The organism is Streptomyces sp. 891-h (assembly GCF_022760275.1).
Taxonomy (GTDB): Bacteria; Actinomycetota; Actinomycetes; order Streptomycetales; family Streptomycetaceae; genus Streptomyces; species Streptomyces spirodelae.
Genome location: NZ_CP050693.1, coordinates 4678927 through 4705045, shown reverse-complemented (window position 1 = coordinate 4705045; position 26119 = coordinate 4678927). Strand labels below are relative to the sequence as shown.

At 72.3% G+C, this 26119-nt stretch carries 24 protein-coding genes; 13 read left to right on the top strand and 11 right to left on the bottom strand.

Annotation, left to right across the window (positions count from 1 at the left end; translation table 11 throughout):
• Positions 1-78: 78 nt before the first annotated feature.
• On the top strand, positions 79-1629 hold the full coding sequence (locus HC362_RS20625) for a sugar ABC transporter permease (RefSeq protein ID WP_243085501.1): 1551 nt from the start codon (positions 79-81) through the stop codon (positions 1627-1629).
• Positions 1626-2573: a carbohydrate ABC transporter permease gene (locus HC362_RS20620; RefSeq protein WP_209263551.1), complete on the top strand. Its 948-nt coding sequence runs from the start codon at positions 1626-1628 to the stop codon at positions 2571-2573. The genes HC362_RS20625 and HC362_RS20620 overlap by 4 nt, the downstream gene beginning before the upstream one ends.
• Here HC362_RS20620 and HC362_RS20615 read toward each other — a convergent pair.
• The 3 genes from HC362_RS20615 to HC362_RS20605 all read right to left on the bottom strand — a co-directional run bounded on the left by HC362_RS20615 (position 2566) and on the right by HC362_RS20605 (position 4769).
• On the bottom strand, positions 2566-3069 hold the full coding sequence (locus tag HC362_RS20615; protein ID WP_243085500.1) for a GtrA family protein: 504 nt from the start codon (positions 3067-3069) through the stop codon (positions 2566-2568). The two genes, HC362_RS20620 and HC362_RS20615, sit on opposite strands and share 8 nt — an antisense overlap.
• 166 nt (positions 3070-3235) lie before the next feature.
• Positions 3236-4237 carry a decaprenyl-phosphate phosphoribosyltransferase gene (locus HC362_RS20610; RefSeq protein ID WP_243085499.1) on the bottom strand — a complete coding sequence of 334 codons (1002 nt, stop codon included), beginning with the start codon at positions 4235-4237 and terminating at the stop codon, positions 3236-3238.
• Complete coding sequence (locus HC362_RS20605; RefSeq protein WP_243088730.1) at positions 4230-4769, bottom strand: phosphatase PAP2 family protein; 540 nt, start codon at positions 4767-4769, stop codon at positions 4230-4232. Before HC362_RS20605 ends, HC362_RS20610 begins: the two co-directional genes overlap by 8 nt.
• A gap of 189 nt (positions 4770-4958) precedes the next feature.
• Between HC362_RS20605 and HC362_RS20600 the strand changes: the two genes are divergently transcribed.
• The 4 genes from HC362_RS20600 (at position 4959) to HC362_RS20585 (ending at position 11917) form a co-directional block, all read left to right on the top strand.
• On the top strand, positions 4959-6377 hold the full coding sequence (locus HC362_RS20600; RefSeq protein WP_243085498.1) for an FAD-binding oxidoreductase: 1419 nt from the start codon (positions 4959-4961) through the stop codon (positions 6375-6377).
• Positions 6378-6399: 22 nt separating this feature from the next.
• Entirely contained in the window at positions 6400-7173 is a 774-nt protein-coding gene (locus tag HC362_RS20595) for a decaprenylphospho-beta-D-erythro-pentofuranosid-2-ulose 2-reductase (protein WP_243085497.1), read from the top strand.
• Positions 7174-7325: 152 nt separating this feature from the next.
• Positions 7326-9737 (top strand): bifunctional glycosyltransferase family 2 protein/CDP-glycerol:glycerophosphate glycerophosphotransferase, encoded by a 2412-nt coding sequence (locus HC362_RS20590; RefSeq protein WP_243085496.1) that lies wholly within the window; start codon positions 7326-7328, stop codon positions 9735-9737.
• Positions 9632-11917, top strand: coding sequence for a bifunctional glycosyltransferase family 2 protein/CDP-glycerol:glycerophosphate glycerophosphotransferase (locus tag HC362_RS20585; RefSeq protein ID WP_243085495.1), 2286 nt, complete (start codon positions 9632-9634; stop codon positions 11915-11917). The genes HC362_RS20590 and HC362_RS20585 overlap by 106 nt, the downstream gene beginning before the upstream one ends.
• On the opposite strand, the gene HC362_RS20580 is transcribed toward HC362_RS20585, so the two are convergent.
• From HC362_RS20580 to HC362_RS20570, 3 genes are all read right to left on the bottom strand, one after another.
• On the bottom strand, positions 11910-13061 hold the full coding sequence (locus HC362_RS20580; RefSeq protein WP_243085494.1) for a protein-L-isoaspartate(D-aspartate) O-methyltransferase: 1152 nt from the start codon (positions 13059-13061) through the stop codon (positions 11910-11912). The genes HC362_RS20585 and HC362_RS20580 overlap by 8 nt on opposite strands.
• Before the next feature lie 171 nt (positions 13062-13232).
• Positions 13233-13394 carry a hypothetical protein gene (locus tag HC362_RS20575; protein ID WP_243085493.1) on the bottom strand — a complete coding sequence of 54 codons (162 nt, stop codon included), beginning with the start codon at positions 13392-13394 and terminating at the stop codon, positions 13233-13235.
• Complete coding sequence (locus tag HC362_RS20570; RefSeq protein WP_243085492.1) at positions 13391-13621, bottom strand: hypothetical protein; 231 nt, start codon at positions 13619-13621, stop codon at positions 13391-13393. Before HC362_RS20570 ends, HC362_RS20575 begins: the two co-directional genes overlap by 4 nt.
• A 116-nt stretch (positions 13622-13737) precedes the next feature.
• Between HC362_RS20570 and HC362_RS20565 the strand changes: the two genes are divergently transcribed.
• From HC362_RS20565 to HC362_RS20540, 7 genes are all read left to right on the top strand, one after another.
• The gene (locus HC362_RS20565; RefSeq protein ID WP_243085491.1) at positions 13738-14568 is read left to right on the top strand and encodes a helix-turn-helix transcriptional regulator; all 831 of its coding nucleotides are present in this window, start codon (positions 13738-13740) and stop codon (positions 14566-14568) included.
• Positions 14565-14795, top strand: coding sequence for a DUF397 domain-containing protein (locus HC362_RS20560; protein ID WP_209263541.1), 231 nt, complete (start codon positions 14565-14567; stop codon positions 14793-14795). Before HC362_RS20565 ends, HC362_RS20560 begins: the two co-directional genes overlap by 4 nt.
• A complete protein-coding gene (locus tag HC362_RS20555) occupies positions 14779-15009 on the top strand; it encodes a DUF397 domain-containing protein (protein WP_243085490.1) in 231 nt (76 codons plus the stop codon). The genes HC362_RS20560 and HC362_RS20555 overlap by 17 nt, the downstream gene beginning before the upstream one ends.
• On the top strand, positions 14993-15214 hold the full coding sequence (locus HC362_RS20550) for a DUF397 domain-containing protein (RefSeq protein ID WP_243085489.1): 222 nt from the start codon (positions 14993-14995) through the stop codon (positions 15212-15214). The genes HC362_RS20555 and HC362_RS20550 overlap by 17 nt, the downstream gene beginning before the upstream one ends.
• 199 nt (positions 15215-15413) lie before the next feature.
• Positions 15414-15536, top strand: coding sequence for a hypothetical protein (locus HC362_RS34930; RefSeq protein ID WP_267877966.1), 123 nt, complete (start codon positions 15414-15416; stop codon positions 15534-15536).
• A 143-nt stretch (positions 15537-15679) separates the two neighbouring features.
• Positions 15680-16933 (top strand): FAD-dependent oxidoreductase, encoded by a 1254-nt coding sequence (locus tag HC362_RS20545; protein ID WP_243085488.1) that lies wholly within the window; start codon positions 15680-15682, stop codon positions 16931-16933.
• Complete coding sequence (locus HC362_RS20540; RefSeq protein ID WP_243085487.1) at positions 16930-17847, top strand: RNA polymerase sigma-70 factor; 918 nt, start codon at positions 16930-16932, stop codon at positions 17845-17847. Before HC362_RS20545 ends, HC362_RS20540 begins: the two co-directional genes overlap by 4 nt.
• Before the next feature lie 49 nt (positions 17848-17896).
• Here HC362_RS20540 and HC362_RS20535 read toward each other — a convergent pair whose 3' ends face one another.
• The 5 genes from HC362_RS20535 to HC362_RS20515 all read right to left on the bottom strand — a co-directional run bounded on the left by HC362_RS20535 (position 17897) and on the right by HC362_RS20515 (position 25943).
• Positions 17897-18973 (bottom strand): glycosyltransferase, encoded by a 1077-nt coding sequence (locus tag HC362_RS20535; protein WP_243085486.1) that lies wholly within the window; start codon positions 18971-18973, stop codon positions 17897-17899.
• Positions 18970-20238 carry a nucleotide sugar dehydrogenase gene (locus tag HC362_RS20530; RefSeq protein WP_243088729.1) on the bottom strand — a complete coding sequence of 423 codons (1269 nt, stop codon included), beginning with the start codon at positions 20236-20238 and terminating at the stop codon, positions 18970-18972. The genes HC362_RS20535 and HC362_RS20530 overlap by 4 nt, the downstream gene beginning before the upstream one ends.
• Positions 20135-21823, bottom strand: a complete 1689-nt coding sequence (locus HC362_RS20525) for a glycosyltransferase family 4 protein (protein ID WP_243088728.1) — start codon at positions 21821-21823, stop codon at positions 20135-20137. The genes HC362_RS20530 and HC362_RS20525 overlap by 104 nt, the downstream gene beginning before the upstream one ends.
• 113 nt (positions 21824-21936) lie before the next feature.
• On the bottom strand, positions 21937-24750 hold the full coding sequence (locus HC362_RS20520) for a glycosyltransferase (protein ID WP_243085485.1): 2814 nt from the start codon (positions 24748-24750) through the stop codon (positions 21937-21939).
• Entirely contained in the window at positions 24747-25943 is a 1197-nt protein-coding gene (locus HC362_RS20515) for a Gfo/Idh/MocA family oxidoreductase (protein ID WP_279240182.1), read from the bottom strand. Before HC362_RS20515 ends, HC362_RS20520 begins: the two co-directional genes overlap by 4 nt.
• Positions 25944-26119 lie beyond the last annotated feature (176 nt).

Here is a 26119-nt window from a genome sequence, read left to right as displayed (position 1 = left end):
CCACGTGACCCGCATGTCCCGTACGGCTCTCGCCACCTCCACGCCTCACTGACGGACCAGACAGGGGAGACCACCGTCATGCCGACCCCGAGCCAGCCAGGAAGCGGCGCGACCGGAGGCATACCGGACGACGCCGGCGCACCCGACGCGCCGGTCGCCGGAGCCGCTGCCGGCACCAGCTCCAGCACGACAGAGGGCGCGACCGCGACCGCGCCGACGACCGCGAGCACAGCCACGACCGCGAGCACAGCCACGGCCGCCGCCGAAGCGGCGCCGTCCGAGACACCCGCCGAGCAGACCTCGGCCGAACGCACCGGCGCCGGGACGGCGCTCGGCAAGGGGGCCTCGGCGCTGCGCCGCCGCCCCTGGATCGCCGCGCTGTTCCTGCTTCCCGCCCTGGTGGTGCTGGGCGCGCTGGTCGTCTACCCGATCGCGTTCTCGATCTTCCGCAGCTTCATGAACGCCGACGGCTCCAGCTTCGTCGGGCTGGACAACTTCACGGAGCTGTTCACCGACGACAACACACTGATCGCCTTCCGCAACAACCTCGTCTGGGTCGTCGTGGCGCCCGCCGTCTGCACGGCGCTCGGCCTCATCTTCGCCGTACTGACCGAGAAGGTGCGCTGGGGAACGGCGTTCAAGCTGCTGGTCTTCATGCCGATGGCCATCTCCATGCTGGCCTCGGGCATCATCTTCCGGCTCGTCTACGAGCAGGACCCGGACCGCGGCGTGGCCAACGCGATGTGGACCACCGTCCACGACACGTTCGCCGAGACCTCGCCCTGGCCGGACGCGCGGCCGCGCACCGACGCGCCGCTGTCCATCTCCCACGGCGCCTACACCACCGAGCAGACCGTGGACGCCTCCAGCCCGGCCCACCTCCCGCTGGTGGGCATCCCGCCCAAGGAGGCGAGCGGCGCGGCACCCGCCAAGAAGCCCGCGAAGGCCGAGGGCGGCAAGGTCACCGGCACCGTATGGCTGGACTTCGTCAAGGGCGGGCGCAGCGAGCACGGCGTCATCGACCAGCAGGAGAAGGCGCTCGCCGGGATCAAGGTGGAGGCGGTCAAGGACGGCCGCAAGGTCGCCGAGGCCACCACGGGCGAGGACGGCACCTTCACCCTCCCGGCCGCCGCCGACGGCGCCAAGCTGCGGATGCCCGCCTCCAACTTCGCGGCGCCCTACAACGGCGTCGACTGGCTCGGCCCCACCCTCGTCACCCCGGCCATCATCGGCTCGTACGTGTGGATGTGGGCGGGCTTCGCGATGGTGCTGATCGCGGCCGGCCTGGCCGGAGTCCCCCGTGAACTGCTGGAGCAGGCCCGGGTGGACGGCTGCAACGAGTGGAAGGTCTTCCGCAAGGTCACGGTGCCGCTGCTGGCGCCGGTGCTCGGCGTCGTCACCGTCACCCTGATGATCAACGTCCTCAAGATCTTCGATCTCGTCTACGTCATCGCGCCAGGGGCCAGCCAGCGGGAGGCCAACGTCCTCGCGCTCCAGCTGTATCTCAAGTCCTTCGGTGGCAGCCCCGACCAGGGCGCGGGCAGCGCGATCGCGGTGGTCCTGCTGCTGCTCGTCGTGCCGGTCATGATCCTCAACATCCGCCGTCTGCGCAGGGAGTCCCGCCGATGACCACGCTGACCGCCACGGGCGCGTCCTCTCAGCCGGCGGCTCCGGCACCGGAAACCGCCGCCCCCAAGACCTCGGCCGCCGCGCGGGTGGCCGCCTTCACCGGCCACTGGGCAGTGCGCTTCGCCCTCGTCGTCATCGGGCTGTTCTGGCTGATGCCGACGGCCGGTCTGCTCAGTTCGTCGCTGCGCGACCCGGCGGATGTCTCCATATCCGGCTGGTGGAACATCTTCGACCTGAACGGCAGCTTCCCCTGGATTCTCAACAAGGACCAGCTGACCACGGCGAACTACGACGCGCTGTTCGCCAACGACCAGGTGATGAGCTCGCTGTGGACCACCGTGCTGATCACCGTTCCGGCCACGGTGCTGGTGGTGGTGATCGGCGCGCTGGCCGGGTACGCGTTCGCGTGGATGGAGTTCCCCGGCCGCGACTGGTGGTTCCTGGTGGTCGTGGGGCTGCTGGTGGTGCCGGTGCAGGTGGCGCTGGTGCCCGTCGCCAAGCTGTTCAACACCCTGGGCATCTTCGAGACAACAGCAGGCGTGGTCCTCTTCCACACGGCGTTCGGCCTGCCGTTCGCCATCTTCCTGCTGCGCAACTTCTTCGCGGAGATCCCCCGCGAACTGCTGGAGGCCGCACGGCTGGACGGCGCCGGTGAGATCCGGCTGTTCACCCGGGTGGTGCTGCCGCTGGGCGGGCCCGCCATCGCCTCGCTGGGCATCTTCCAGTTCCTGTGGGTGTGGAACGACATGCTGGTCGCGCTGATCTTCGCCGACTCGACGAACCCGCCGATCACGGTGGCGCTCCAGCAGCAGATGCGGCAGTTCGGCAACAACATCGACGTGCTGGCGCCCGGCGCCTTCATCTCGATGCTGGTGCCGCTGGCGGTCTTCTTCGCCTTCCAGAAGCAGTTCGTCTCCGGAGTGATGGCGGGTTCGGTCAAGTGACCTCGCCGTCCGCCTGCGGCTGCGGATGTGGCTGTGGCTGTGGCTGTGGCTGCCCCCGTCCCGCTGGGGCGGGGGCGGTCTCATGGGCGAACACCAGTGTGCGCGTACCCCAGAAGCGGACGGCGGTGCCCAGGACGAGGCCGATCCCTGCCCCGGAGACCACGTCGGCCAGGGTGGAGGTGAGCCCCAGCAGGTGTCTGGACACGCCGAGGCAGCCCAGCTGTACGGCGCCGCCCGCGGCGTTGACCAGCGCGAAGACGCCGAAGCGGCGCCATCCGGTGGCCACTCTGCGGGCCCGCAGGCGGTAGGGGCCCAGGGCGTTGCCGGTGTACGCGACGGCGACACCGGCGAGGAAGGAGAGGGCCTTCGCGAACATCGGTTCCATTGCGGCGGGGCCGCGGAGGTAAAGGAACGTGCCGAGGTCGGCGGCGAAGGCGAACACCCCGACTGCGGCGAACCCCGCGAATTCGGCCCCCAATGCGCGCGGCTTACTCATCGCGTACCCCGCATGGGGACTGCGCTTGCCAGCCCTGCGCCTCTGGCGCAGACCTCCCAAGCGCAAGAGGGTGCCCCTTCAGGGGCGCGGGGAACTGCGCGACCGGCCACGACGCGCCCGCAGTCCGCGAACAACGGACAGGGGCACCCCCTCGCCGGAGCATGCCCTACAACCCCATGACAGACAGGCCGTACAGCAGGCCCCAGCACCCAGCTGTGACGGCCAAAGGGCGGTCCCGTAGCAATACGTCCTCGGGGCTCCCAGCCGTTCCCCGATCAATAAAGACCGCGTACCGCAGCACCGCGCAGATCAGCGGGACCATCGACAGCTGCCGGCAGAGAGAAACCCCCGCACCGGCGTCGGTCCCCAGCGCCCAAAGGCAGTACGCGAGTACTGCCACCCCCGCCGCGAGCTGCCAGACGAACCGCAGGTAGCCGACGGTGTACTCGCGCAGCAGTGCCCGGGTGCCGCCCTCGCCCTCCCCCATCAGCAGCGCCTCCGAGTAGCGCTTGCCCGCCACCATGAACAGCGCGCCGAACCCGGCCGTGATCAGGAACCAGCGGGAGAGCGGGATGTCCAGCGCCAGCCCTCCGGACATCGCCCGCATCACGAACCCGGCGGTCACCACGGCCAGGTCGACCACCAGCACCCGCTTGAGCCGCAGACAGTAGGCGATCTGCATCACCACATAGCCCGTCAGCACGGCCGCGGTCGCGGTGTTGCACAGCAGTGCGGCCGCCACCGCGGAGGCCGGGGCGAGCAGCGCGCCGAGGGCGTAGGCGAGTGGCACGGGGACGGTCCCGGCGGCGACCGGGCGCCGGCACTTGTCGGGGTGCGCCCGGTCGGCCTCCGCGTCGCGTGCGTCGTTGAGCAGGTAGACGGCCGACGCCGCTGCGGTGAACAGGGCGAAGACGAGGGCGAGTTCGAGCACCGTGTGCACGGCGGCGAGCTGTCCGGCCGCCGCCGGGGCCGCGACGACGAGCAGGTTCTTGACCCACTGCCGGGGCCGCACGGTCAGCAGCAGCCCGCCGGCAAGGGTGCCGGCGAACCCGTGCGGGCGCAGGGGCGCCGTCGCCGCGGCAGTGGCGGACGCGGCGCCACTCGACTCGGCATCCCGTCCCGGCGACGGCGCCATGGGCGAGCCGGTCAGCGTGGAGCGGTCAGCCATCCGGCCGCCCCCTCTTTCCTGTGTCGCGGGTGCCCAGCCGGGCGGTCAGCGCGCCCAGCGCCGCACCCGCCAGCACGTCCGAGGGGTAGTGGACGCCGACGACCAGCCGCGAGACGCACATCAGCCCGGCCAGCGCGGCCAGCGGCGTCCCCAGCGGCAGTCCTCCCGGAGAACCAGGCCGCAGCCCGGCCGACGAGCCCGGCCGCAGGCCGCCCAGTACCAGTGCCGCCGCGCTCGCGGAGGCGGCGTGCGAGCTGGGGAAGGAGTGTGCGCCCGCCGTCCGTACCAGCGGGGCGCGGCCGGCCAGGCTGGGGCGCGGGCGGCGCACGACCCGCTTGAGCCCCATGCTGGCCAGGTGCGCGGCGCCCACGAGCGCGGTGCCCTTGAGCCAGCGCTCCCGCTGCGTACGGTCGGTGGCGGCGCCGGTGAGTCCGACCAGGAGCCAGACGGCGGCGTGCTCTCCGCTCCACGACAGGGCGCGTGCCGCACCGGCCACCCGGGCGTCCGCCGCGCAGTCGCCCAAGGCGCACAACAGCCGCCGTTCCCACTGCCCCCATCGTCGGGCCGTTCTCGCTGCCACGGTCCGACTCTGCCGCGCCCCGTGCCGCCACCGGCCCACATACGATCCGACACCCGCCCTTTCACCCTTTCAGCGACACGGACGAACCACGCGGGCACGGCTTACCCTCCGTTGCATCTCGCGGCCCTTACCGTCACGTTCATGCCCGCTCAGCACACCCGGCGCGACGCGCCCGCACCGCAGGCCGCGCCCCCCGACCGGACCGCCCGGCTGCTGACCGGCTGGGGCGGGACGGCACCGACCGGCGCCCGGGTGCTGCGGCCGCGCACCCGGCAGCAGGCGGTCGAGGCCGTACTGGCGTGCGGGGCGCGCGGAAGCATCGCGCGCGGCCTCGGACGGGCCTACGGGGACGCGGCGCAGAACGCGGGCGGCACCGTTGTGGAGACCACCGGTCTGGACCGGGTGCTGTCGATCGACGCGGTGGCCGGGACGGTCACCTGTGAGGCGGGGGTCAGTCTGCACCGGCTGATGACGGTGCTGCTGCCGCTGGGCTGGTTCGTCCCCGTCACGCCGGGGACCCGCTATGTGACGGTCGGCGGCGCGATCGGCGCTGACATCCACGGCAAGAACCACCATGTCTCCGGGTCCTTCACCCGCCATGTGCGCTCCCTGGAGCTGCTGACGGCGGACGGGCAGGTGCGCGAGGTGGTGCCCGGCAGCGAGCTGTTCGACGCCACAGCCGGCGGTATGGGGCTGACCGGGCTGGTGCTGAGCGCCACGATCCGGCTGCTGCCGGTGGAGACGTCGCTGATGACGGTGGACACCGAACGGCTGCCCGATCTGGACTCGCTGCTTGCCACGCTGACCGCCACCGACGACCACTACCGCTACTCGGTCGCCTGGATCGACCTGCTGGCGCGCGGTACGGCGGCCGGGCGCGCGGTGCTCACGCGCGGCGACCACGCGCCCCTGGAGGCGCTGTCGGCCGACGGTCGGCTGGCGCGCGCGGCCCGGCGTGACCCGCTGGCCTTCCGCCCGGGGCGGCTGCCGCCCCCGCCCCGTACCGTCCCGGGCGGGCTGCTGCGCGGCAGTACGGTCACGGCGTTCAACAAGCTCTGGTACCACAAGGCCCCGCGCCGCCGCAGGGGCGAACTCCAGCGGCTCGCCTCGTTCTTCCACCCGCTGGACGGGGTGCCGCACTGGAACCGGGTCTACGGCAGCGCGGGCTTCGTGCAGTGGCAGTGCGTGGTGGGACACCAGCACGACGACGCGCTGCGCCGCATCGTGCGGCTGATCTCGCGCCGCTCCTGCCCCTCCTTCCTCGCCGTGCTCAAGCGCTTCGGCCCCGGGGACCCGGGCTGGCTCTCCTTCCCCGCGGAGGGCTGGACGCTGGCGCTGGACATCCCGGCCGGGCTGCCGGGGCTCGCGGACTTCCTCGACCTGCTGGACGAGGAGGTCGCCGTCGCGGGCGGGCGGCTGTATCTGGCCAAGGACGCGCGGATGCGGCCGGAGCTGCTGCCCGCGATGTACCCGCGGCTGGACGACTTCCGGGCGCTGCGCGCGCGGCTGGACCCGCGCGGCGTCTTCACCTCGGACCTGGCACGGCGGCTGGCGCTGTGACCCTTCTCTGTCAGGAGCACCCATGAAGGACGCCTTCGGTTCCCCGCAGTCGCTGCTCGTGCTGGGCGGCACCTCCGAGATCGCGCTGGCGACCGTGCGCCGTTTCATGGCACGTCGCGCCCGCACCGTCTGGCTCGCGGGGCGCCCCGGCTCCCGGCTGGACTCGGCGGCGGCCGGACTGCGCGACGAGGCGGCGGCACACGGCGCGGAGGTCACCGTCCGTACGGTCCCGTTCGACGCGCTCACGCCCGAGACGCACGAGAAGGTGCTGGAGAAGGTCTTCGCCGAGGGCGACATCGATCTCGTCCTGCTCGCCTTCGGCGTCCTGGGCGAGCAGCACGCCGACGAACAGGACCCGATGGCCGCCGTGCGCGTCACCCGGACGAACTACACCGGCGCCGTCTCTTCCGGGCTCGTGTGCGCCAAGGCGCTGCGCGCCCAGGGGCACGGCTCGCTGGTGGTGCTCTCGTCGGTCGCGGGCGAGCGGGCCCGGCGGGCGAACTTCATCTACGGGTCGAGCAAGGCGGGGCTGGACGCGTTTGCGCAGGGCCTGGGGGAGGCCCTGCGCGGTAGCGGGGTGCAGGTGCTGGTGGTGCGGCCCGGGTTTGTGCACACCCGGATGACGGCGGGCAGGGCGGCTGCGCCGCTGGCCACGACGCCGGGCGCTGTCGCGGAGGCGATCGAGCACGGGGTGCGGCGTCGGGCGCCGGTGGTGTGGGTGCCGGCGGCGTTGGGGCCCGTGATGAGTGTGCTGCGCCATCTGCCGCGTGCCCTCTTTCGCCGACTGCCGGGTTGAGAGTGCCCCTGCCCGTTGTTTGCGGGCTGCGGGTTGTGTGTGGCTTGTCGCGCAGTTCCCCGCGCCCCTGAGGGCGCGGCGCCAAGATGTGGCGCTGCGCCCCATATGGGATAAATCGAGGCGGAGCCAACCGTCGAACCCGGGACTCGCAAATGCCCCGTTTCAGCGTGATCGTGCCCGTCCACCGGGTGCAGGCGTATCTGCACGAGTGCCTCGACTCCGTACTGGGCCAGTGCTTCGGGGACTTCGAGCTGATCGCCGTCGACGACCACTCCCCCGACTCCTGCGGGGAGATCCTGGACGCCTACGCCGCCGCCGACCCACGGGTGACCGTCATCCATCTGGCGCAGAACGGCGGACTGGGCCCGGCCCGCAACACCGGCACCGCACGCGCCCGCGGCGACTACGTCCTCTACCTCGACAGCGACGACACCATGGCCCCTGGCACCCTGCGCGCGCTGGCCGAGCGGCTGTCCGCGACCAGCGACCCTGACGTGCTGGTGTTCGACTTCGCGCCCGCCTACTGGGACGGCTCCCTCGGCCCGGCGGCCCACCCCGACCTGCTTGCCGACGGCACCGGGCCCGCCGTCGGCACCCTCGCCGACCGCCCCGAGCTGCTGCGGCTGCCCGCCTTCGCCTGGGCCAAGGCCTACCGCCGCGACTTCCTGCGCCGCGAGAACCTGACGTTCCCGCCCGGCAGGTACGAGGACACCCCCTGGTCCTTCCCCGTGCTGCTCACCGCGCGCACCCTCGCCACGCTGCCGCGCGTGTGCGTGCACTACCGGCAGCGGCGCGGCGGCAGCATCCTGACGACGACGGGGCGCGGCCACTTCGAGGTCTTCGAGCAGTACGACAGGCTGTTCGCCTTCCTGGCGGCCCGGCCCGAACTGGAGCGCTGGCGCCCCCACCTGCACCAGCGGATGACCGACCACTTCGCGACCATCCACAGCAGCCCCGCACGGCTGCCCCGCTCGTCCCGCGCGGAGTTCATGCGCCGTGCACGGGACTCCTGCCGCCGCCACCGGCCCGCACCCGGCGCGGCCGGGCCGCCCGACACGACCGCCCGGCGGCTGCGCAGACTGCTGGTGCGGTGCGGCACGCACCGCGTCTTCCGGCTGCTCTCGCACGCCGGGCGGGCGCGCCGCGCGATGGGCGCCCGGCTGCGCCCGGTGCGCTCCCTGCTGCGCAAGGCGGCGCTGCACGCGTACTACCGCCTTCAGCGGTGCCGCCCCCTCGATCCGGACCTCGCCGTCTTCTCCGCGTACTGGGGCCGCGGCTACTCGTGCAACCCGGCGGCCATCGAGGCGAAGGCGCGCGAGCTGGTCCCCGGCATCCGCACGGCGTGGATATGCGACCCCGCGTACGCGCCCACCCTGCCGCCCGGCGTACGGCATCTGCGGCCGGGCTCGGCGGCGTACTGGACGGCGCTGGCCCGCGCCCGGTTCCTGGTCAGCAACGTCAACCTCCCGCACCGCTACCGCAAACGGCACGGCCAGACGCTCCTGCAGACCCACCACGGCACCCCGCTCAAGCACATGGGGCTCGATCTGCTGGCCTACCCGGCCGCCGCGGACGGCATGGACTTCGCACGGCTGCTGGAGCACACCGACCGCTGGGACTACAGCCTCTCCGGCAACCCGCACTCCACCCTGGTGTGGGAGCGCGCCTACCCCTCCCCGTACACCACGCTGGAGTTCGGCCACCCGCGCAACGACGTCTTCCACACCGCGACCGCCGCCGACGTCGCCCGTGTCCGCGCCGAACTCGGCATCCCCGACCGGGTGACGGCCGTGCTGTACGCGCCCACCCACCGCGACTACCAGCCCGGCAGGCAGCCCCGCCTCGACCTGGCACGGCTGGTGGCGGCGCTGGGACCGTCCTTCGTCGTCCTCGTACGCTCGCACTACTTCCTCGCCGACGAGGGGCTGCCGTGCGAGCCGCCCGGCGGGCTGCTCGATGTGACCGCCCACCCCTCGGTCGAGGAGCTGTGCCTGGCCTCGGACGTGCTGGTCACCGACTACTCGTCCCTGATGTTCGACTACGCCAACCTCGACCGGCCCCTGGTCGTCCACGCACCCGACTGGGAGACCTACCGCGAGGCGCGCGGCACCTACTTCGATGTGACGGCCATGGCGCCGGGGCCCGTGGCACGCGCCGACGACGAGCTGATCGACATCCTCGCCACCGGCGCCTACGCCACCGAGCACGCCCGCGCCCTGCGGGCCGCCTTCCGGCAGCGGTTCTGCCCCTGGGACGACGGCCACGCGGCCGAGCGCGTGGTGCGGCACGTCTTCCTCGGTGAGGCGCCCGCCTCCGGCGGCGGTCCCGTCGTCGCGGCCTCGTGCCCTCCCGTCGTCCCGCTCGCCGAGCGGCGGCCCGCGCCCGCACCAGGCCGCCCGTCCGGCACCCCCGAGCCCCTCACGTCTCCCGCCCCCCTCGCAGTGAAGGACTGGTGGTCATGCCCCGCTTCAGCGTCGTCGTACCGGTGTTCAAGGTCCAGGGCTACCTGCGCGAGTGCCTCGACTCGGTGCTCGGCCAGTCCTTCACCGACTTCGAGCTCATAGCCGTCGACGACCGCTCACCCGACCACAGCGGCGCGATACTCGACGAATACGGGGCGCGTGACCCGCGCGTACAAGTGCTGCACCTGCCCGAGAACGTGGGACTGGGCCGCGCCCGCAACACCGGCGTCGAGCACGCGCACGGCGACTACCTGCTCTTCCTCGACAGCGACGACAGCTGTCTGCCCGGCGCACTCGACGCGATCGACCGGCAACTGACCGCCTGCGGCCACCCGGACGTACTGGTCTTCGACCACCAGCGCTCCTACTGGGACGGGCACACCGAGGTCAGCTCCTACGGCGGACAACTGGCCGCCGTCGGCACCCAGACCTTCACCGTGGCCGAGAACCCCGAGCTGCTCACCCTCTTCCACGTCGCCTGGAACAAGGCGTACCGCCGCGAGTTCTACCTGCGCGAGGGGCTGCGCTTCGAACCCGGGCTCTACGAGGACGCGCCGCTGTCGAACGAGGCACTGGTGTGCGCCGAGTCCATCGGCTGTCTGCCGCGCGTCTGCGTCGACTACCGGCAGCGGCACCAGGGCGCCATAACCCGCTCCCCCGGGCGCCGGCACTTCGACATCTTCCCGCAGTACGCCTCCCTGTTCGCCTTCCTGGAGCGCCGCCCCGAACTGGCGGCACACCGCCCGCTGCTGTTCGAACGCGCGGTGGCACACCTGATCTTCTGCATACGGCGCCGGGACCGGGTGCGCCCCGCCGACCGGCGCGCGTTCTTCCGGCAGGCGGCCCGGCTCTACCGCGAGCACATACCCCCCGGCTTCACCCCGCCGCGCCGCCGGGCCCGCGACTGCCGGCTGCTCGCCCACAACACCTACACGCTGTTCGCCGCGCGGGAGACGGTACGCCGCGCCGCCGGACTCGCCCGGCGCTCCGTCCGCGCGGCCCGCCCCCACGTGGCCCGCGCCTTCCACGGTCTCTACTACACCCTCCAGCGGCTGCTCCCGCTCTACCCGGACGTGGCCCTCTACTCCGCGTACTGGCACCGGGGGGTGGCCTGCAATCCGCAGGCGATCGAGGCCAAGGCGCGCGAGTTGGCGCCGCACGTGCGCAGCGTCTGGGTGGTGCGCAAGGACGCCGTCCCCGCGCTGCCGCCGGGCACCGACCACGTGGTGCCCGGCTCCCGGCGCTACTGGCGGATGCTCGCCCGCGCCCGGTACTTCGTCAACAACGTCAACTTCCCCGACCACCTGGTCAAGCGGCCGGGCCAAGTGCATGTGATGACCCACCACGGCACCCCGCTCAAAACGATGGGCCTGGACCAGCAGCCCTACCCGGCCGCAGCCCAGATGGACTTCGGCAAACTGCTGCGCCGGGCGGGCCGGTGGGATGTGAGCGTCACCGCCAACCCGCACTCGGCCGAGGTGTGGGACCGCGTCTTCCCCTGCGGCTACACGGACCTGTCGGCCGGTTACCCGCGCAACGACCGGTTCGCGACCGCCACCGCCGAGGAGATCACCGCCGTCCGCGCCCGGCTGGGCATCCCGCGCGGCCGGATCGCCCTGCTGTACGCGCCCACGGCCCGCGACTACCGCAAGGGCTTCGTCCCCCGCCTCGACCTGGAACGGCTCAGCGCCGGACTCGGCGAGGAGTACGTGCTGCTGGTGCGTACTCACTATTACTACGGACGCGACAGCGCACTGCGCGACCTGCACGCACGCGGACTGGTGCGGGATGTCTCCCGCCACCCCTCGGTGGAAGACCTGTGCCTGGCCGCCGACGCGCTGATCACCGACTACTCGTCCCTGATGTTCGACTACGCCAACCTCGACCGGCCGCTGGTCGTCCACGCACCCGACTGGGAGAGCTACCGCGACACCCGGGGCGTCTACTTCGACCTGCTCTCCGGCCGCCCCGGCGAGACCCCGGGACCCGTCACCCGCACCGAGGACGAGCTGACGGCCGTCTTCCGCAGCGGCACCTGGCGCGGACCCGAAGCCCGCGCCCTGCGTGCCGCCTTCCGCGCCCGCTTCTGCCCCTGGGACGACGGCCACGCCGCCGAACGCGTCGTCCGCCACGCGCTGTTGGGAGAGCCCCTGGACGCGCTCCCTCCCGTCGTCCCCCCGGCCGAACGCCGCCGGGTCCCCACCCCCGAGGAAGCCGAAGCCGCAGTCGAAGCCCCGCCCGCCCCCGTCGAGCCGGGCCCCGCCCCGGAACCCCTCAGCTGACCCGCCACGTGCTGACGACACGGCTGGGCTGATCCAGCCATACGTGCTGCGTGTCAGCCGTCGCCGTGACACCGAAGCGCGTCAGCTCCGGCTCTCCCTCGCTCTCCCACCAAGCGCGGGCCGCGGTGGCCTCGTCCCACACATTCCGGGGGCCGGTCTGCCGCACCGCGTCGGTGGCCTTCCAGTCGTGGAGGAACACGGTGGCCCGTGAGCCGTCGCCGTCCCACAGCACCAGCCGACGTGTCGTTCGCGGATCGCTCTCGTCCCACACCACGCGGTACCGCACCGTGGGGAGGTGGAGCCCGACGGCGAACGCGGCGTGCACCGATTCGAGCACCGATTCGGGGTTCATGGCGGACGGGCCGTAACGGGCCTCGCCGCTGGGCGGCGCATCCGACGGGGCGCCTGGCCGCTGCCCCCGTACCCACATGAAACTCACGCTGTCCACGAATCGCCCCTCGGCTTCCTCCCCTTCACGCACGTGCAGTTTCAGCAGCCCGGCGTTGCAGAAGGGCGTCCCCCAAGGCGTGACGATCACTCCGCCTGGTTTCGTCTGCGCCACCCAGGCAGGGGGCACGCGGCGAACCGCCGCTGTGGAACTCACACGGTCGTACGGCGCCCGCTCGGGAAACCCCCGCGTTCCGTCGCCGACGACGAGCACGGGCGCATGTCCGGCCAGCGCGAGCGCCTTACGGGCACGCTCCGCCACCTGCGGGTCGATCTCCACGGACACGACGCGTCGCGCCCCGACGCGCGAGCACAGGAGCCCTGTCGTCCAGCCCGAGCCGATCTCCAGCACGGACCGGGTCCCGTCGCGCACATCGAGGTGCGCGAGCATCCGGCCGACCAGCGAAGGCATGCTCACCGAACTTGTCGCGACGCCCGGACCGGACTCTTCCCCGTCATCGAGCTGCGTCACGACTGGTGCGTCCGCGTTCACGGTCGCCCGCCACGCTTCGGGGTCGTCCCGCTTGGTGACCTGCCGGTACCCGCTGGGGCCTGCCGCGATCCAGATCCGCTCCGGGACGAAGAGACTGCGCGGGGTGCGTAGAAAGGCACCCCGCCAGCCCGCCCCGAGAGCACCGGACTCGCCCAGGAACGCGACGAGTTCCTGGTACTCCGAGTACTCCGAGTCGTCGTTCACGGCTTCACTTCTCGTCGTCATCGGCCGGGGGAATGGGCCGCTCCCACTGCCCGTCCGACTCCCGAGGGGACTGCTGCTGGTCCCCTTCCTCGCCGCCTTTGCCGTCACTGTGCCTGCCCATGGCTGTCTTCCTCTCGATCGTGGTGCTGCGGGGGGGTGTTTTTGGTTTCGTCACTGGTCAGACTGGTGACGTTTTGCGGGGGTGGTCGGGGGAGGGGGGCGGCGGCCCAGACCCTCCAGGTGCTCGTCGATCTGGCGGCCCAGTCGCTCCGCCTGCTCGCTCAACTCGGCCGTGGTGCGACGTCGTTCCAGCCGCTCCAGCTCCCCGCTCACCCCTCTCCCTCCCCCACCGCCCCGGACCGCAGCGCGGCGGCGAGCGCACGGGCCGTCGCCACATTGCAGCGCCCCAACTCGATCAGCGCGGGCGTGCACCACCCGGCGTATGAGACGGCCTCGATCGACAGCGACGGCAACTTCACCCCTGCCGCCGTGAGAGCGTCCTTCAACTCGCCGTAGGCCTCCTCCGGCGTCGCCTCGGCCACACCACTCCAGTCGTTCACCTGCGCTCCCTTGCCTGGATCAATTACCTTGCGTATTCCAAGTGTTGCCCTGGGTTGCAGGTGAGAGCGAGGAATTCATCTCCCCAGCCCCACCCGGGGAGAACGGAGGCCGCCCGATGCCAGCCCGACCACGAGAACTGACCCCCGACCGAGGCGCCCGGCACCTCTTCGGCGCCAAGATGCGCACCCATCGCGAGCGGGCCGGCATGAGCCTTGAGGGCCTGTCGGACGTGGTGAACATCAGCCGCAGCCACCTGTCCCGCATCGAGACAGCGGAGGTGATGCCGCCGCCTTCACTGCCACCGATGCTGGACGCCGCCTTCGGCACGGACGGAATCTTCGAGGAGCTGTTCCTGCTCGCGAGCAAGGAGATCCATCCGGATCAGTTCCAGCGTCGGATGGAGCTTGAAGCACGTGCGCAGGTGCTGGACGAATACAGCGGTCAGATTGTGCCGGGGCTCATCCAGACAGCGGACTATGCACGCGCCCAGTTCAAGGAGGCCAACCCCTGGCAGTCGCAGGACAGGATCGAGGAGCTCGTCGCTGCTCGGCTGAGCCGTCAAAGGCTGCTGCGTTCCGACACGCTGCTGGATTACTCAGCCGTGATCGATGAGGCGGCGATCCGACGCAGCTTCGGCGACCCGGCCGTCATGCGTGCGCAGTTGGCGCGCGTTGCAGAGCTGACACTTACGCGGACAACCGTGGTGCAGGTTCTCCCATTCGAACAGGGGGGACATGCCCTGGTAGGTGGCACGCTGGCGCTGATGACCTTGGACAACGGCGAACGCGTGGCTTACGAGGAGGGCATCTCGACGGGCACGCTCATGGAGAACTTGGACAGCGTCATCGAACGCCAGCGCGCCTACAATCGGGTAAGGGCACGCGCCTTGTCGCCGGAGGATTCGGCGGCGTTCGTCCGGTCCGTGATGGAGGCACTACCGACATGAGCACCACTCCTGACCTCTCCAGCGCGGAGTGGGTCAAGTCGAGCTACAGCGGCAACGGAGGCGCCAACTGCGTTGAGTGGGCACCGACTTACATCAGCTCCGGCACCGTCCCCGTCCGCGACAGCAAAAGCCCCCACGGCCCGGCACTCGCCTTCACGCCCGACGGCTGGGCCGAGTTCGTGACTGCGGTCAAGCACGGGGAGCTGCACCGTGAGCAGAACTCCTGACCCCTCCGAAACGGAGTGGGTCAAGTCGAGCCACAGCAACGGCAACGGTGGAGGCTGCGTCGAGTGGGCACCGGCTTACATCAATTCCGGGACAGTCCCCGTCCGGGACAGCAAGGAACCCCACGGCCCTGCCCTCACCTTCACGACCGACGGCTGGGCCAACTTCGTATCTGCGGTCAAGCACGGGGAGCTGCACCATGAACACAACTCCTGACCCCTCCCACACGGAATGGGCCAAGTCGAGCTACAGCGGCAACGGAGGCAACACTTGCGTTGAGTGGGCACCGGCTTACGCCAACTCCGGCACCGTCCCCGTCCGCGACAGCAAGGCTCCCCACGGCCCGGCGCTCACCTTCACGGCCTCCGCATGGTCGTCATTTGTCACGGCCGTCCAGCGAGACGCACTCGGCCGCGCGTGACCCAGAACACCAACGCGGTGCCCCACAGCCCCACGAAGGAGCAGCGGGGCATCACGCTTGTCCCGCTCCGGTAAAGGGGACGCCCTCTCACCTCGCGGACACCTGGTCGCGGCGTATGTGACCAGGCTGCTGTGGGACTACCACCAGCTGGGGCATCGGCCGCCTCAGCCGACCTGTACCGCGCCGGTCTGTTCCCGAGGTGCTCCGTGAAGCCGCCGTCGAGGTCGACTCGCTGCTCCTGATCTCCAAGCCGTACAGGGAGCGTCGCCTACGCGGGCCGGGCCACATCCATGGCGCCTACCAGCGGCTCCTCATGCCCTGAAGGGCCTCAGCCGAAGGAGCAGGGGGCAGCACAGATGCCTGCCGATTCAGGCTGTGTCCTGCATCACATACTGCCCGTGTCACGTCCCGGCTGCCCGCTCCCATCTGGTGGGCATCAGCAGGCGAGCCGAGGAGGACGTGACGATGAGCGCACGGCACAAGACCAGCACGGAGGCCGCGCACCGCGTGGTGATCCTGGGGGCGGGATACGCAGGCATGGCGGCAGCCGTCCAGCTCGCCGGCCGAGTGAAGCGGCGCGAAGGGGTGCGGGTGACCGTCGTGAACGCGCAGGAGCGGTTCACCGAGCGCATGCGGCTGCACATGACGGCGACCGGCCAACAGCTCGCGGAGCTGAGCGTCCCGGAGCTGCTGGAGGGCACCGGTGCGCGGTTCGTTCGCGGCTGGGTGACGGCCGTGGACGCGGACGCGAGAACCGTGCGGATCGACGACGAACGGGTGCTGTACTACGACACGCTGGTGTACGGGCTGGGCGGTGTCGCCGACACCTCGGCGGTGCCGGGGGTCGAGGACCACGCGTACACCTTGAGCAGCGCCCAGGACGCCGAACTGCTGGCCGACCGGCTGGCACGGCTCGGCAGCCGCAGCCGCAGCCGCAGCCGCAGCCGCAGCCGCAGCCGCAGCCGCAGCGGCACGGTGGTGGTCGCCGGCAGCGGGCTGACCGGCGTCGAGTCGGCCGCGGAGATCGCCGAGCGGCACCCGGAGCTGCACGTCGTACTGCTGGGCCGGCAGGAGCCCGGTGCGACCATGAACCCGAAGGCCAAGACCCATGTGCGCGCCGCGCTGGACCGGTTGGGCGTCCGGGTGCGCGTCGGCGCCGACGTGGTGAAGGTGCTGCCCGACGCCGTGGAACTGGCGGGCGGGGAGAGCATCGCCGCCGACGCGGTCCTGTGGACGAGCGGCACACGGGTCTCGCCGCTGGCGGCCCGCGCCGGGCTCGCCGTAGACGAGCGCGGACGTATCGTCACCGACGCCGCGCTGCGCTCGGTGTCCCACCCCGAGGTGTACGCGATCGGCGATGCGGCCGCGATTCGCCAGGGCTACGGCGTCATGCACGGTACCTGCCAGGGCGGCATGCCCACCGGAGTGCATGCCGCGCTCTCGATCGACCGCGTGCTCAAGGGCAAGCGGCCCAAGCCGTTCCGCTTCGGTTACTACCACACGCCGGTGAGCCTGGGACGCGGCGATGCCGTGGTGCAGTTCACGCGGCCCGACGACAGTCCGCGCCGGTTCTGCCTCACCGGTCGTGCGGCCGTACGGTACAAGGAGACGGTGACCGCCTCGCCCTGGCCGACGTACGGCCGTATGAAGAAGATGCCCGCCTCGGGCGCGTTCTGGCCCCGCGGGGGCCGCTTCACCCGCGTCCGGGGGGCCAAGTGACCGGCCTGTCCGCCCCCGGCCAGCAGGTCTTCCACGAGCACCGGCGGCTGCTGTTCTCCGTGGCCTACCGGCTCCTCGGCAGTGCGGCCGACGCCGAGGACGCGGTCCAGGACGCGTGGCTCAAGTGGTCCGCCGCGGACCGTTCGCAGGTGGCCGACCCCAAGGCGTACCTGACGCGGATCGTCTCGAACCTGGCGCTGGAACGGCTGCGCTCCACCCGTCACAAGCGGGAGACGTATGTGGGGCCGTGGCTGCCGGAGCCCGTCCTGACCGGCGGGGACGCCTCCGAGGTCGTCATGGACGCCGAGTCGGTGTCGATGGCCATGCTGGTGGTGCTGGAGACGCTCAGCCCGCTGGAGCGCGCGGTCTTCGTGCTGAGGGAGGTCTTCGCCTTCAGCCACGCCGAGATCGCCGAGGCGGTGGAGCGTTCCGAGGCCGCCGTGCGGCAGGCCGCGCACCGGGCCCGCGAGCACGTGCGGGCCCGGCGGCCGCGCTTCGCCGCCGACCGGTCGAGGCAGCGCGAGGCCACCGAGCGGTTCTTCGCCGCCGCGACGGGCGGGGACGTCAACGCGCTGATGGAACTGCTCTCCCCGGACGTCACCCTGTGGACCGACGGCGGCGGCAAGGTCCGCCAGGCCCTGCGCCCGGTGGTGGGAGCGGAGACGGTGGCTGCCTGGTTCGCGGCCATCGGGACCGTCACCTACCAGGGCGTCGAGCCTGCCGCTATGAAGGCCGAGCTGGTGGAGATCAACGGTGGCCCTGGCATCCTGTTCAGCGCGCCGGGACGCGTGATCGCCACCGTCACCTTCGACTTCGACGCCGACGGCCGTATCACCGCCGTCCACAACGTGGCCAACCCGGACAAGCTCCAGGCCGTCGCCGACCGCACGGCCTACGACCTCGGAACACGGTGAACGTCGCCGCTGCCGTCGCCACCGCTGGATGCCGCCCGGAGGCCCGGCCTCAGCTCAGCATGGCCGTCATCAGGCGGCGTACCGCGGGGAAGCGGCCGACTCTCGGGGGTGGCGGCGTGCGCAGCGGATCGTGGGCGATGTCCGCGAGCAGGGCGGGGACATCGCCGCGCCAGGCGAGTTCCAGGGTGCGGCGGCGGCGGGGATCGAGGCGTTCGAGTACGCCGTCGCCGTGGGCGCCGATCAGTCGGGCTGCGCCGGTGCACACGGTCTCCCGGGCGGCCTCGGGGAGGGCGGGGAAGTCCGCGCCGAAGAGCTGGAACAGCTCGACGTGGAAGTGCCGCTTGTGGAAGGCGTCCCGCAGCGGGCCCGGCGCGAAGTGGCGGCAGGTCGCCTCGAAGAGGCGCTCCGTGCAGCGGAGCCGCACCCGGGGGTCGGCCCGGAAGGTGATGTTGCCGGAGTCGGCGCGGCGGACGGCGAAGTAGTGCGGTTTGTCGGCCAGTACGGAGATCCGCGAAGCGCGTACGCACGCCTCCAGGACGAACGGCTGGTCGCTGAAGGCGGGCATGGACTCGTCGTAGCGGATGCCGTGCTCCTCGATCAGGGAGCGGCGGAACAGTTTGGTGTTGGACAGCGCCCACGGCAGCCCGTCCCCGACCAGCCGGATGGCGGGCGCGGTGCGGCTGAACACCCCGGTGGGGACCGTACGTTCGCCGATCGGCACCATTTTGCACAGCAGCACGTCGGAGCGGCAGTTGTCGGCCATGGTCACCATGCGCTCCAGCGCCTCGGGCGACAGGTGGTCGTCGGCGCCGAGGAAGAAGACATGGCGTCCGCCGGCCTGCTCCAGACCCCGGTTGCTGGGGGCCGCGGGACCGCCCGAGTTGGGCTGCCGCAGGGTGGTGAACAGGCCGGGGTGGAGCGCGGCGAAGCGTTCGATCTCCTCGGCGCCGCCGTCCGTGGAGCCGTCGTCGACGACGATCACCTCCATCCGCCGCTGCCCGATGGTCTGCTCGACCAGGGAGGACAGACAGCGGGTGAGGTAGGGCATGGTGTTGTGGACGGCGACCACGACGCTGACGTCAGGGGTGGGAGGGCGCCCGGTGGGGGCGCCCGGTGCGGTGCTCATGCGCGCACCACTCCTCGTCCCGCGCCGTCCCCGATGACCACCCGCCGTACCCCGGCCCACAGTGCCGGGTCGGTGACGCGGCGGCCGTCGACCAGTACCCGTACGCCGGGCAGCTGGTCGGCGGACAGCTCGCGGTAGGCGGCGTGGTCGGTGTGCACGACGGCGGCGGTGACCGGCTGCCCGGTGTGCGGGCGCAGCCCCATGTCGGCCAGCTCGTGCGGCTCGAACAGCGGGTCGGAGACGTACGGCCGCGCCCCGCGCTCGCGCAGCGCCCGGACCGTGGGGAAGACGCCGGAGAACGCGGTCTCCTTCACCCCGCCCCGGTAGGCGGCGCCCAGCACCAGGACCTCGGCGCCCTTCAGGTCGCCGTAGGCGTCGGCGAGGAGGTCGACGGCGTGCTCGGGCATGGCCTCGTTGGTCTGCCGCGCGGCGCGTACGACGTCGGCTCCGGGGTCGTTCCACAGGTACATCCGCGGGTAGACCGGGATGCAGTGGCCGCCCACCGCGATGCCGGGGCGGTGGATATGGCTGTAGGGCTGGGTGTTGCAGGCGTCGATCACGGCCTCGATGTCGACGCCCGACCGGTCGGCGAACCGGGCGAACTGGTTGGCGAGCGCGATGTTGACGTCCCGGTAGGTGGTCTCGGCCAGCTTCGCCAGCTCGGCGGCCTCGGCGGAGCCGAGGTCCCACACCCCGTTGGGCTTCGGCAGCTCCTCGCGTACGTCGAAGTCGAGTACGGACTCGTAGAAGCGCACCCCGTCCTTGGACGAGTGCGGGCCGATGCCGCCGACCAGCTTGGGGTAGCGGCGCAGATCGGTGAAGACCCGCCCGGTGAAGACCCGCTCGGGCGAGAAGACCAGGGAGAAGTCGCGTTCGGGCAGCAGCCCCGAGCCCTCGGCCAGCATCGGTGCGAAGCGGTCGCGGGTGGTGCCGACCGGCAGGGTCGTCTCGTAGCTGACGAGGGCGCCGCCGCGCAGCCCGGCGGCCACGGCGCGGGTCGCGGCGTCCATCGCACGGAAGTCCGGGGTGCCGCGCTCGTCGACGAACAGCGGTACGACCACCACGACGGCCTCCGCGCCGGAGACGGCGTCGGTGGTGTCCGTCGTCGCCGACAGCCGCCCGGCCTCCACCGACTCGGCCAGCCGTTCCTCCAGCCCCGCCTCACCGGGGAACGGCGCCTGCCCGGCGTTGACGCTCGCGACCACGCGCGCGTCGGTGTCCGCGCCCGTCACGAGGTGTCCCTTGGCCGCGAACTGGACGGCCAGCGGCAGGCCGATCTTCCCGAGCGCCACCACACAGATCCGCATTCCCGTCTCCTTCTACTGCTGCTCCTGGCTTGTCGTGATGGTCCGTTCGCTCCTGCGCCGCCGCCTGTGACAGCTCCCGGTAGATCCGGTCGAGCGCGGCCGCCTGTGTCTCCCAGGTCCAGCGCTCCAGCAGCCCGGGGCGTTCGTAGGCCGCGCGGTAGCGCTCGGGGTCGTCCAGCACCGCCCGTAGGGCGCGTACGTAACCGGCGGTGTCCTCGGCCCGGAAGACCTGGCCCTGGCCGGTCTCCAGGACGGTCGCCGCCATCGTCTCGACATCGCTGACCACCAGTGGCAGCCGGGCGTGCGCGTACTCGAAGAACTTGGTGATCAGCGCGATCTCGTGGTTCGTCCAGTGGTGCAGCGGGATGGCGCCCGCGTCCGCCTCCGCGAGGAAGGGGACCACCTGGTCGTAGGGCACATACGGCAGCACATGCAGCCGGTCGGCGACCCCGAGTTCCGCCGCCCGTGCGCGCAGCTCGCCCAGATAGCCCGCGGCGGGCCTGGGCACGATCAGCGCGGTGTGCACACCGGGCAGCTTCGGCAGGGCCTCCACCATCGTGGCCAGGCCGCGCTGCGGTGCGGCGGCACCGCTGTAGACGACCAGTGGGGTGCCGGCGTCGATGCCGCACAGGGCACGCAGGCTCGGTACGCCCCTGTCGGCGCCGCCGCGTGTGGTGCGGGCCTCCGGCGCGTTCAGTACGACGGCCGGCTCCTCGGCCAGCCCGTGGGTGCGGCGCAGCAGTGCCGCCAGAGTGGACGAGACGGTCACGGCGGCGTCCGCGTACGGCACGTACTCGCGCTCGTGCGCCAGATGCGCCGGCAGCCAGCGGACATCGTTCTGCCAGGGCCGGACGCCGGGCAGGTACTCGTGCGCGTCCCACACCAGCTTCACCGGCCGCCCCTGGGCCATCGCGCGGATCTTGGCGCGCGCCCCGACGCCGAGCATCCGGAAGTCGTGCGCGTGGATGATGTCGGGCCGCAGCTCGTCCACCACGCGGCCGTATGCCAGCTCGAAGTCGTAGAGGCTCGGCCACAGCCTGCGCCAGCAGCGCTCCTTGAGGACGCGCTGCCAGAAAGCCACGGCCGCACGGTTGACCGGGGTGCCGGTGCCGCGCAGCGCCTGCCCCCGGTCGAGCTGCCGCTTGCGGAAGGCGACCCAGCGCTGCGCGAACCGCGCCGCGGCCCTCGGCAGGGCGAGCCGTACGGCGCCGGTGCGGGGGGTTGTGGCCGCCTGGAGGGCGAACGCGGCCCGACGGGTGCGCAATTCGTCCCGCCACGCCTTGACGCGCTGTACGCGGTAGGCGGCGGTGCCCGGCCGGTAGGCCAGCGGCCGGGTCAGCAGCGGACGGCGGAGGGCGCGCGGCGGCTGGGCGAGCGGCGTGGGCACGGGCAGCAGCCGCACCTGGGCCTCACCGACCCGCCAGGAGGCGGGCCGCCCGTCCGGCGACCGGCCCAGCAGCGTCACCTCCCACCCCGCCTCGGATGCCGACCGGGCCACCTTCTGCACCCGGGAGTCCCCGACCACCCCGTTGCACACCAGCATCACGATCCGGCCCCGCGTCGGCCGATCCCGCGTCGGCTGATCCCGTATCGGTTGGTCCCTGTCGAACTCCACGGGCTTCCCTCTCTGTTGTCCGGCCACCGATGTCCCAGGCGCTAGCGGAGGAACCCGTCCAGCACGTCGGCCGTGTAGCTGCCGTCGTGGTAGGTACGGACGTACTCGGCGGACTCCTGAGCCGTCCGCATCGCGAAGTCCCGGTCCTCCAGGAGCGACTCGAGGGCGCCGCGCAGCGTGCCCGGGGTGGCGTTGACGATGGGCGGGCGGATGCCCACCGACCGGTGCAGCCGCTCGTCCAGGAAGGCGATGACGGGCCGGCCGGCCGCCATCCCCTCGCAGGCGAAGGTGCCGTAGGTGCCGACCGCGAACTGGTCGACGACGATGTCCGCCTCCTTGACCAGCTCCCGCACCTCGGTCCAGGGCACCCCCGTCACCATGCGGAACTCGATCAGTCCGCGCCGGTCCATCTCCTCCAGTACCGGCACCACCCGCTCGGTGCCCTTCGTCCAGCGTTTCGAGGGCGCGTGCACCACCACCGGGCGGGCCCGCTCCATCGCGGGCCGTTCGCTCGCCCACCCTTCGACGTCCACCACCAGCGGCGCCCAGCGGGCCCCCGGCAGCTCCTCCAGCAGGTCGGGGGTGGTCACGAACTGGGGCAGCCCGCTCTGCGCCGCCATCCGCCGGTTGCGGGCGCTCTTCTTGGCCAGCGCCCTGAGGATCTGCTCGTCCGCTGCGTGGAAGAGGGAGTGCTCGTAGCGGCTCATGTGCCGCTGCGGGTCGCGCACGTCGCTGCCGTGTGCGAGCAGCGCCACCTTGATCCCGGCCGCCGAGAGGGAGGGCAGGTCGTCCTGGATGTGGCCGCCGTTGAGCCTGCCCAGCGCCGGGGTGAAGGAGTCGGCGAGGTAGTGGGTGTAGGAGCCCAGTACGCGGCGGGCGCGGTCGAGCTGGAAGCCCAGGTCGCCGGTGCGCTCCCCGATGGCGTAGATGTCGGCCGGGTAGATGACGCTCTGGTCGTGGGTGTGCATCACGACCTCGGCCGACAGGTCCTGGCGCCGCTCGCACAGGGCCCGGGCGAATCCGGCGAGCTGTCCCGCCGAGTTGGCGCAGCCCATGCCCAGCCGTACCGGGGTGCTGCCGAGCGACCGCCAGCCGGCCGGCGTCCCGCCGGGCGCTGCCGGTTCCTGGGCGTGCGCCCGTGCGGCGCCGAGGCCGGGCTGTTCGGACGCCGACCAGGGCACGCTGCGGGGTGCGAGCCGGGCGGCTGCCGCGGGTCCCGCGAGCTGCTCGTAGAGGTTCAGCAGTCCGGCCGACTGCTGCTCCCAGGACAGCTCCTGCAGCAGCGGCTCGGTGATCCGTGCCGCCAGGGTGCCGCGCTTTGCGAGGCCGCGCTGCACGGCGGCGACGAAGGAGGGGACGTCCTCGGTGACGAAGACCTCGCCGACTCCGGTGCGTTCGACGAAGTTGCGCAGTGTGCGCACTCCGCTGGTGACCATCGGCAGCCCGGCGTGCAGATACTCGGCCGCCTTGGTGGGCAGCGAGATCTCGCAGTTGGGCACGTGCCGGAAGCAGATCAGTCCCAGGTCGGCCGACGAGAGGTAGTCGGGCACCTGTTCCTGCCGTACGTAGGGCACCACGTGCACCCGCTGGCGCACACCCAGCTCCTCGGCGCGGGCGAGCAGCCCCTGGAGGGTGGCGTTCTGCTTCCCGGCGACCAGTGCCAGGTGGGCGTGCGGCAGCTCGGCCAGGCCCTCGACGGCGGTGTCCAGGCCGCGTTCAGGTCCGATCCACCCGGCGTAGACGAGCAGCGGCACATCGGGGCTCAGCCCGCAGGCGTCGCGTACGGAGACGCACTCGTCGGTACCCGCGCTGACCGTCTCGCGCACCGGCGCGTTGGCGACGACCAACGGATCGGCCGGCAGCGCGTACGCCTCGCGCAGGATGCCCGCCAGCTCCTGGGAGACGGTGACCACCGCGTCGGCCTTGCCGATGAACTCCTCCTCCACCCCGGGGAAGGCGCTGGCCCGTACGGCGTCCGGCCACTCGACGCCGCGGATGTACTCGTGCGCGTCGTAGAGCCAGCGCGTGGGACGGCCGCGGGCGCGCAGCCGGGCGGCGCTGCGCGCACCGACGGCGATCATCAGATGGTCGTTGGCGTGGATGACATCCGGCTCGATCTCCTCGATGACCGGTCCGAACGCCAGGTCGATGTCGAGCAGTTCGGGCCAGTCGACGCGCCAGTCACCGGTCGGCTGCGGCTGTCCCGCGGCCCGGCGGCGCTCCCACCGGTAGACGCGCCCCCGGCCCTTGTGCGCGTACCTGCGCGCCCGGACCCAGCCTTTGAGCGCCTCCCGGGCGAGCTGCCGGGCCAGTGCGGCGGGCCGCGCCTCCGGGGTGCGCAGTCCCCAGGGTGCGGGCCGGCAGCGCGAGGGGGCGCTGAGCCAGCCCACGCGCGCCGTCTGCTCGCGCACCCAGGCGGCGTGCGCGGCGCGCGCCCGGACCCACGCGGAGTCGTCGGGCAGCCCGAACTGGGTGACGCGGCTGCGCAGCTGGGGCCGGCGGCGCGCGGCGGCGACCACGGCCCGCATATCCGCGGAGACGGGCACCTTGATGACGCGTACCGGGCCGAGCACCGACTCCTCGCGCCGCTTGGAGGGGCTGCGGCCCACCAGCGTCACGTCCCAGCCCGCCCTCGCCGCGGCGATCGCGGTCTTCTGCACCCGGGAGTCGCCCGCGATGGTGTTGCCGACGACGACCGCCAGCCGCGGCCGCCCCCGGGGGCGCTCCTCGCCCTTGCGGGCGCTGCTCTCGCCCATACGTCCCTCGGCCGCGCCGGGGGCCTCGACGGTGTTGCCGGCGCGCGCCACGCTGCCGCGCGCCGTCCGGCGCCGGATGATGCGGTGCGTCTGCTTCATGCTGTGTGCTCCGCGATGGTGGGTGCCGACGAGTCGCGTCCGGGCGCCGCCGTGACGCCGCCCGACGCCGGGGTGGAGGGCAGGGAGGTGGAGACCTCCAGTGGCGGCACGGGCTCCACGGCCGCCGGTTCCATGGGTTCCGCCGGTTCCAGGCGTTCGGCGGTCTCCAGAGGTCCCACGCGCGCCATCGCTTCCGCGGGAGCTCGCGGCGGGGCCGCCACGTGGGCCGCCTCCAGCACCGCGGCCGAGACCTCCACCGTCCGCAGCCCCTCGCGGGCCGTGACGATGCCGCTGCCCTCGCCCGTGCCCTCCCGTACCGCGTCGCGGAACCGCTCGTGCTCGACGACCAGCGGCTCGCGCTTGGGGAAGGCGTACCGGACGGTGTCGCCCTCGGCCACGCCGCGGAAGGCGCGCAGGGCCTCCCACTCGGTGGCCACCGCGCCGTTGGCGTGGAAGGTCAGATCGGCGGTGAGGGTGTCGGCGACGAAGCAGCCGCGCTCCCCGGTGACGGCGGTGAAGCGCTCCTTGAGCGGGCTGAGCCAGTTGACCAGGTGGCTGACCATCGTGCCGTCGGTGAGCGAGCCGACGACGGCGACCATGTCCTCGTGCTCCCGGCCGCTCTTGGAGACGGTGCGCGCCGACAGCGAGGCGTAGGGCTGCCCGGTGATCCAGCTGGTGAGATCTATGTCGTGGGTGGCCAGGTCCTTGACCACGCCGACGTCGGCTATGCGGTGCGGGAAGGGCCCCTGGCGGCGGGTGACCACCTGGAAGACCTCCCCCAGCTCGCCGGCCTCCAGCCGGGCGCGCAGCTGCTGGAGCGCCGGGTTGAACCGCTCCACATGACCGACCCCCGCGACCAGCCCGCGCTCCTCGAAAGCCCGCACCAGCCGCCGCGCCGCCTGCGGGGTGTGCGCCAGCGGCTTCTCGATCAACGCGCACACCCCGTGTGCCGCGAGCTGCAGTCCGATTTCCTCGTGCAGCGCCGTCGGACAGGCGAGGACCGCGTAGTCGACGCCGAGCGCCAGCAGATCGGCCACCTCGGGCAGCACGGGCACGCCCAGCACGGCGGGCACACAGCCGTGCGGGTCGCCCGCCGGGTCGACCGCGCCGACGAACTCCACGCCGTCGAGCGAGGCGAGGATGCGCGCGTGGTTGCGGCCCATCGCGCCGAGGCCGATCAGACCGGCGCGCAGCCGCCTGTGCCGGCCGTGGTGCTCGGCGGGCTGTCCGCCCGGCGCGGACGCGGCCGCGCCCGCCTCGGGGCCGTACGCCGTCGCCGCCGACGGGGGGTCGGCGGTCTTGGGCGCGTTGGCCGTGGGGGCTATGGGTGCGGTGGCCGCGTTGGCCACGGGGGCTATCGGTGCGGTGG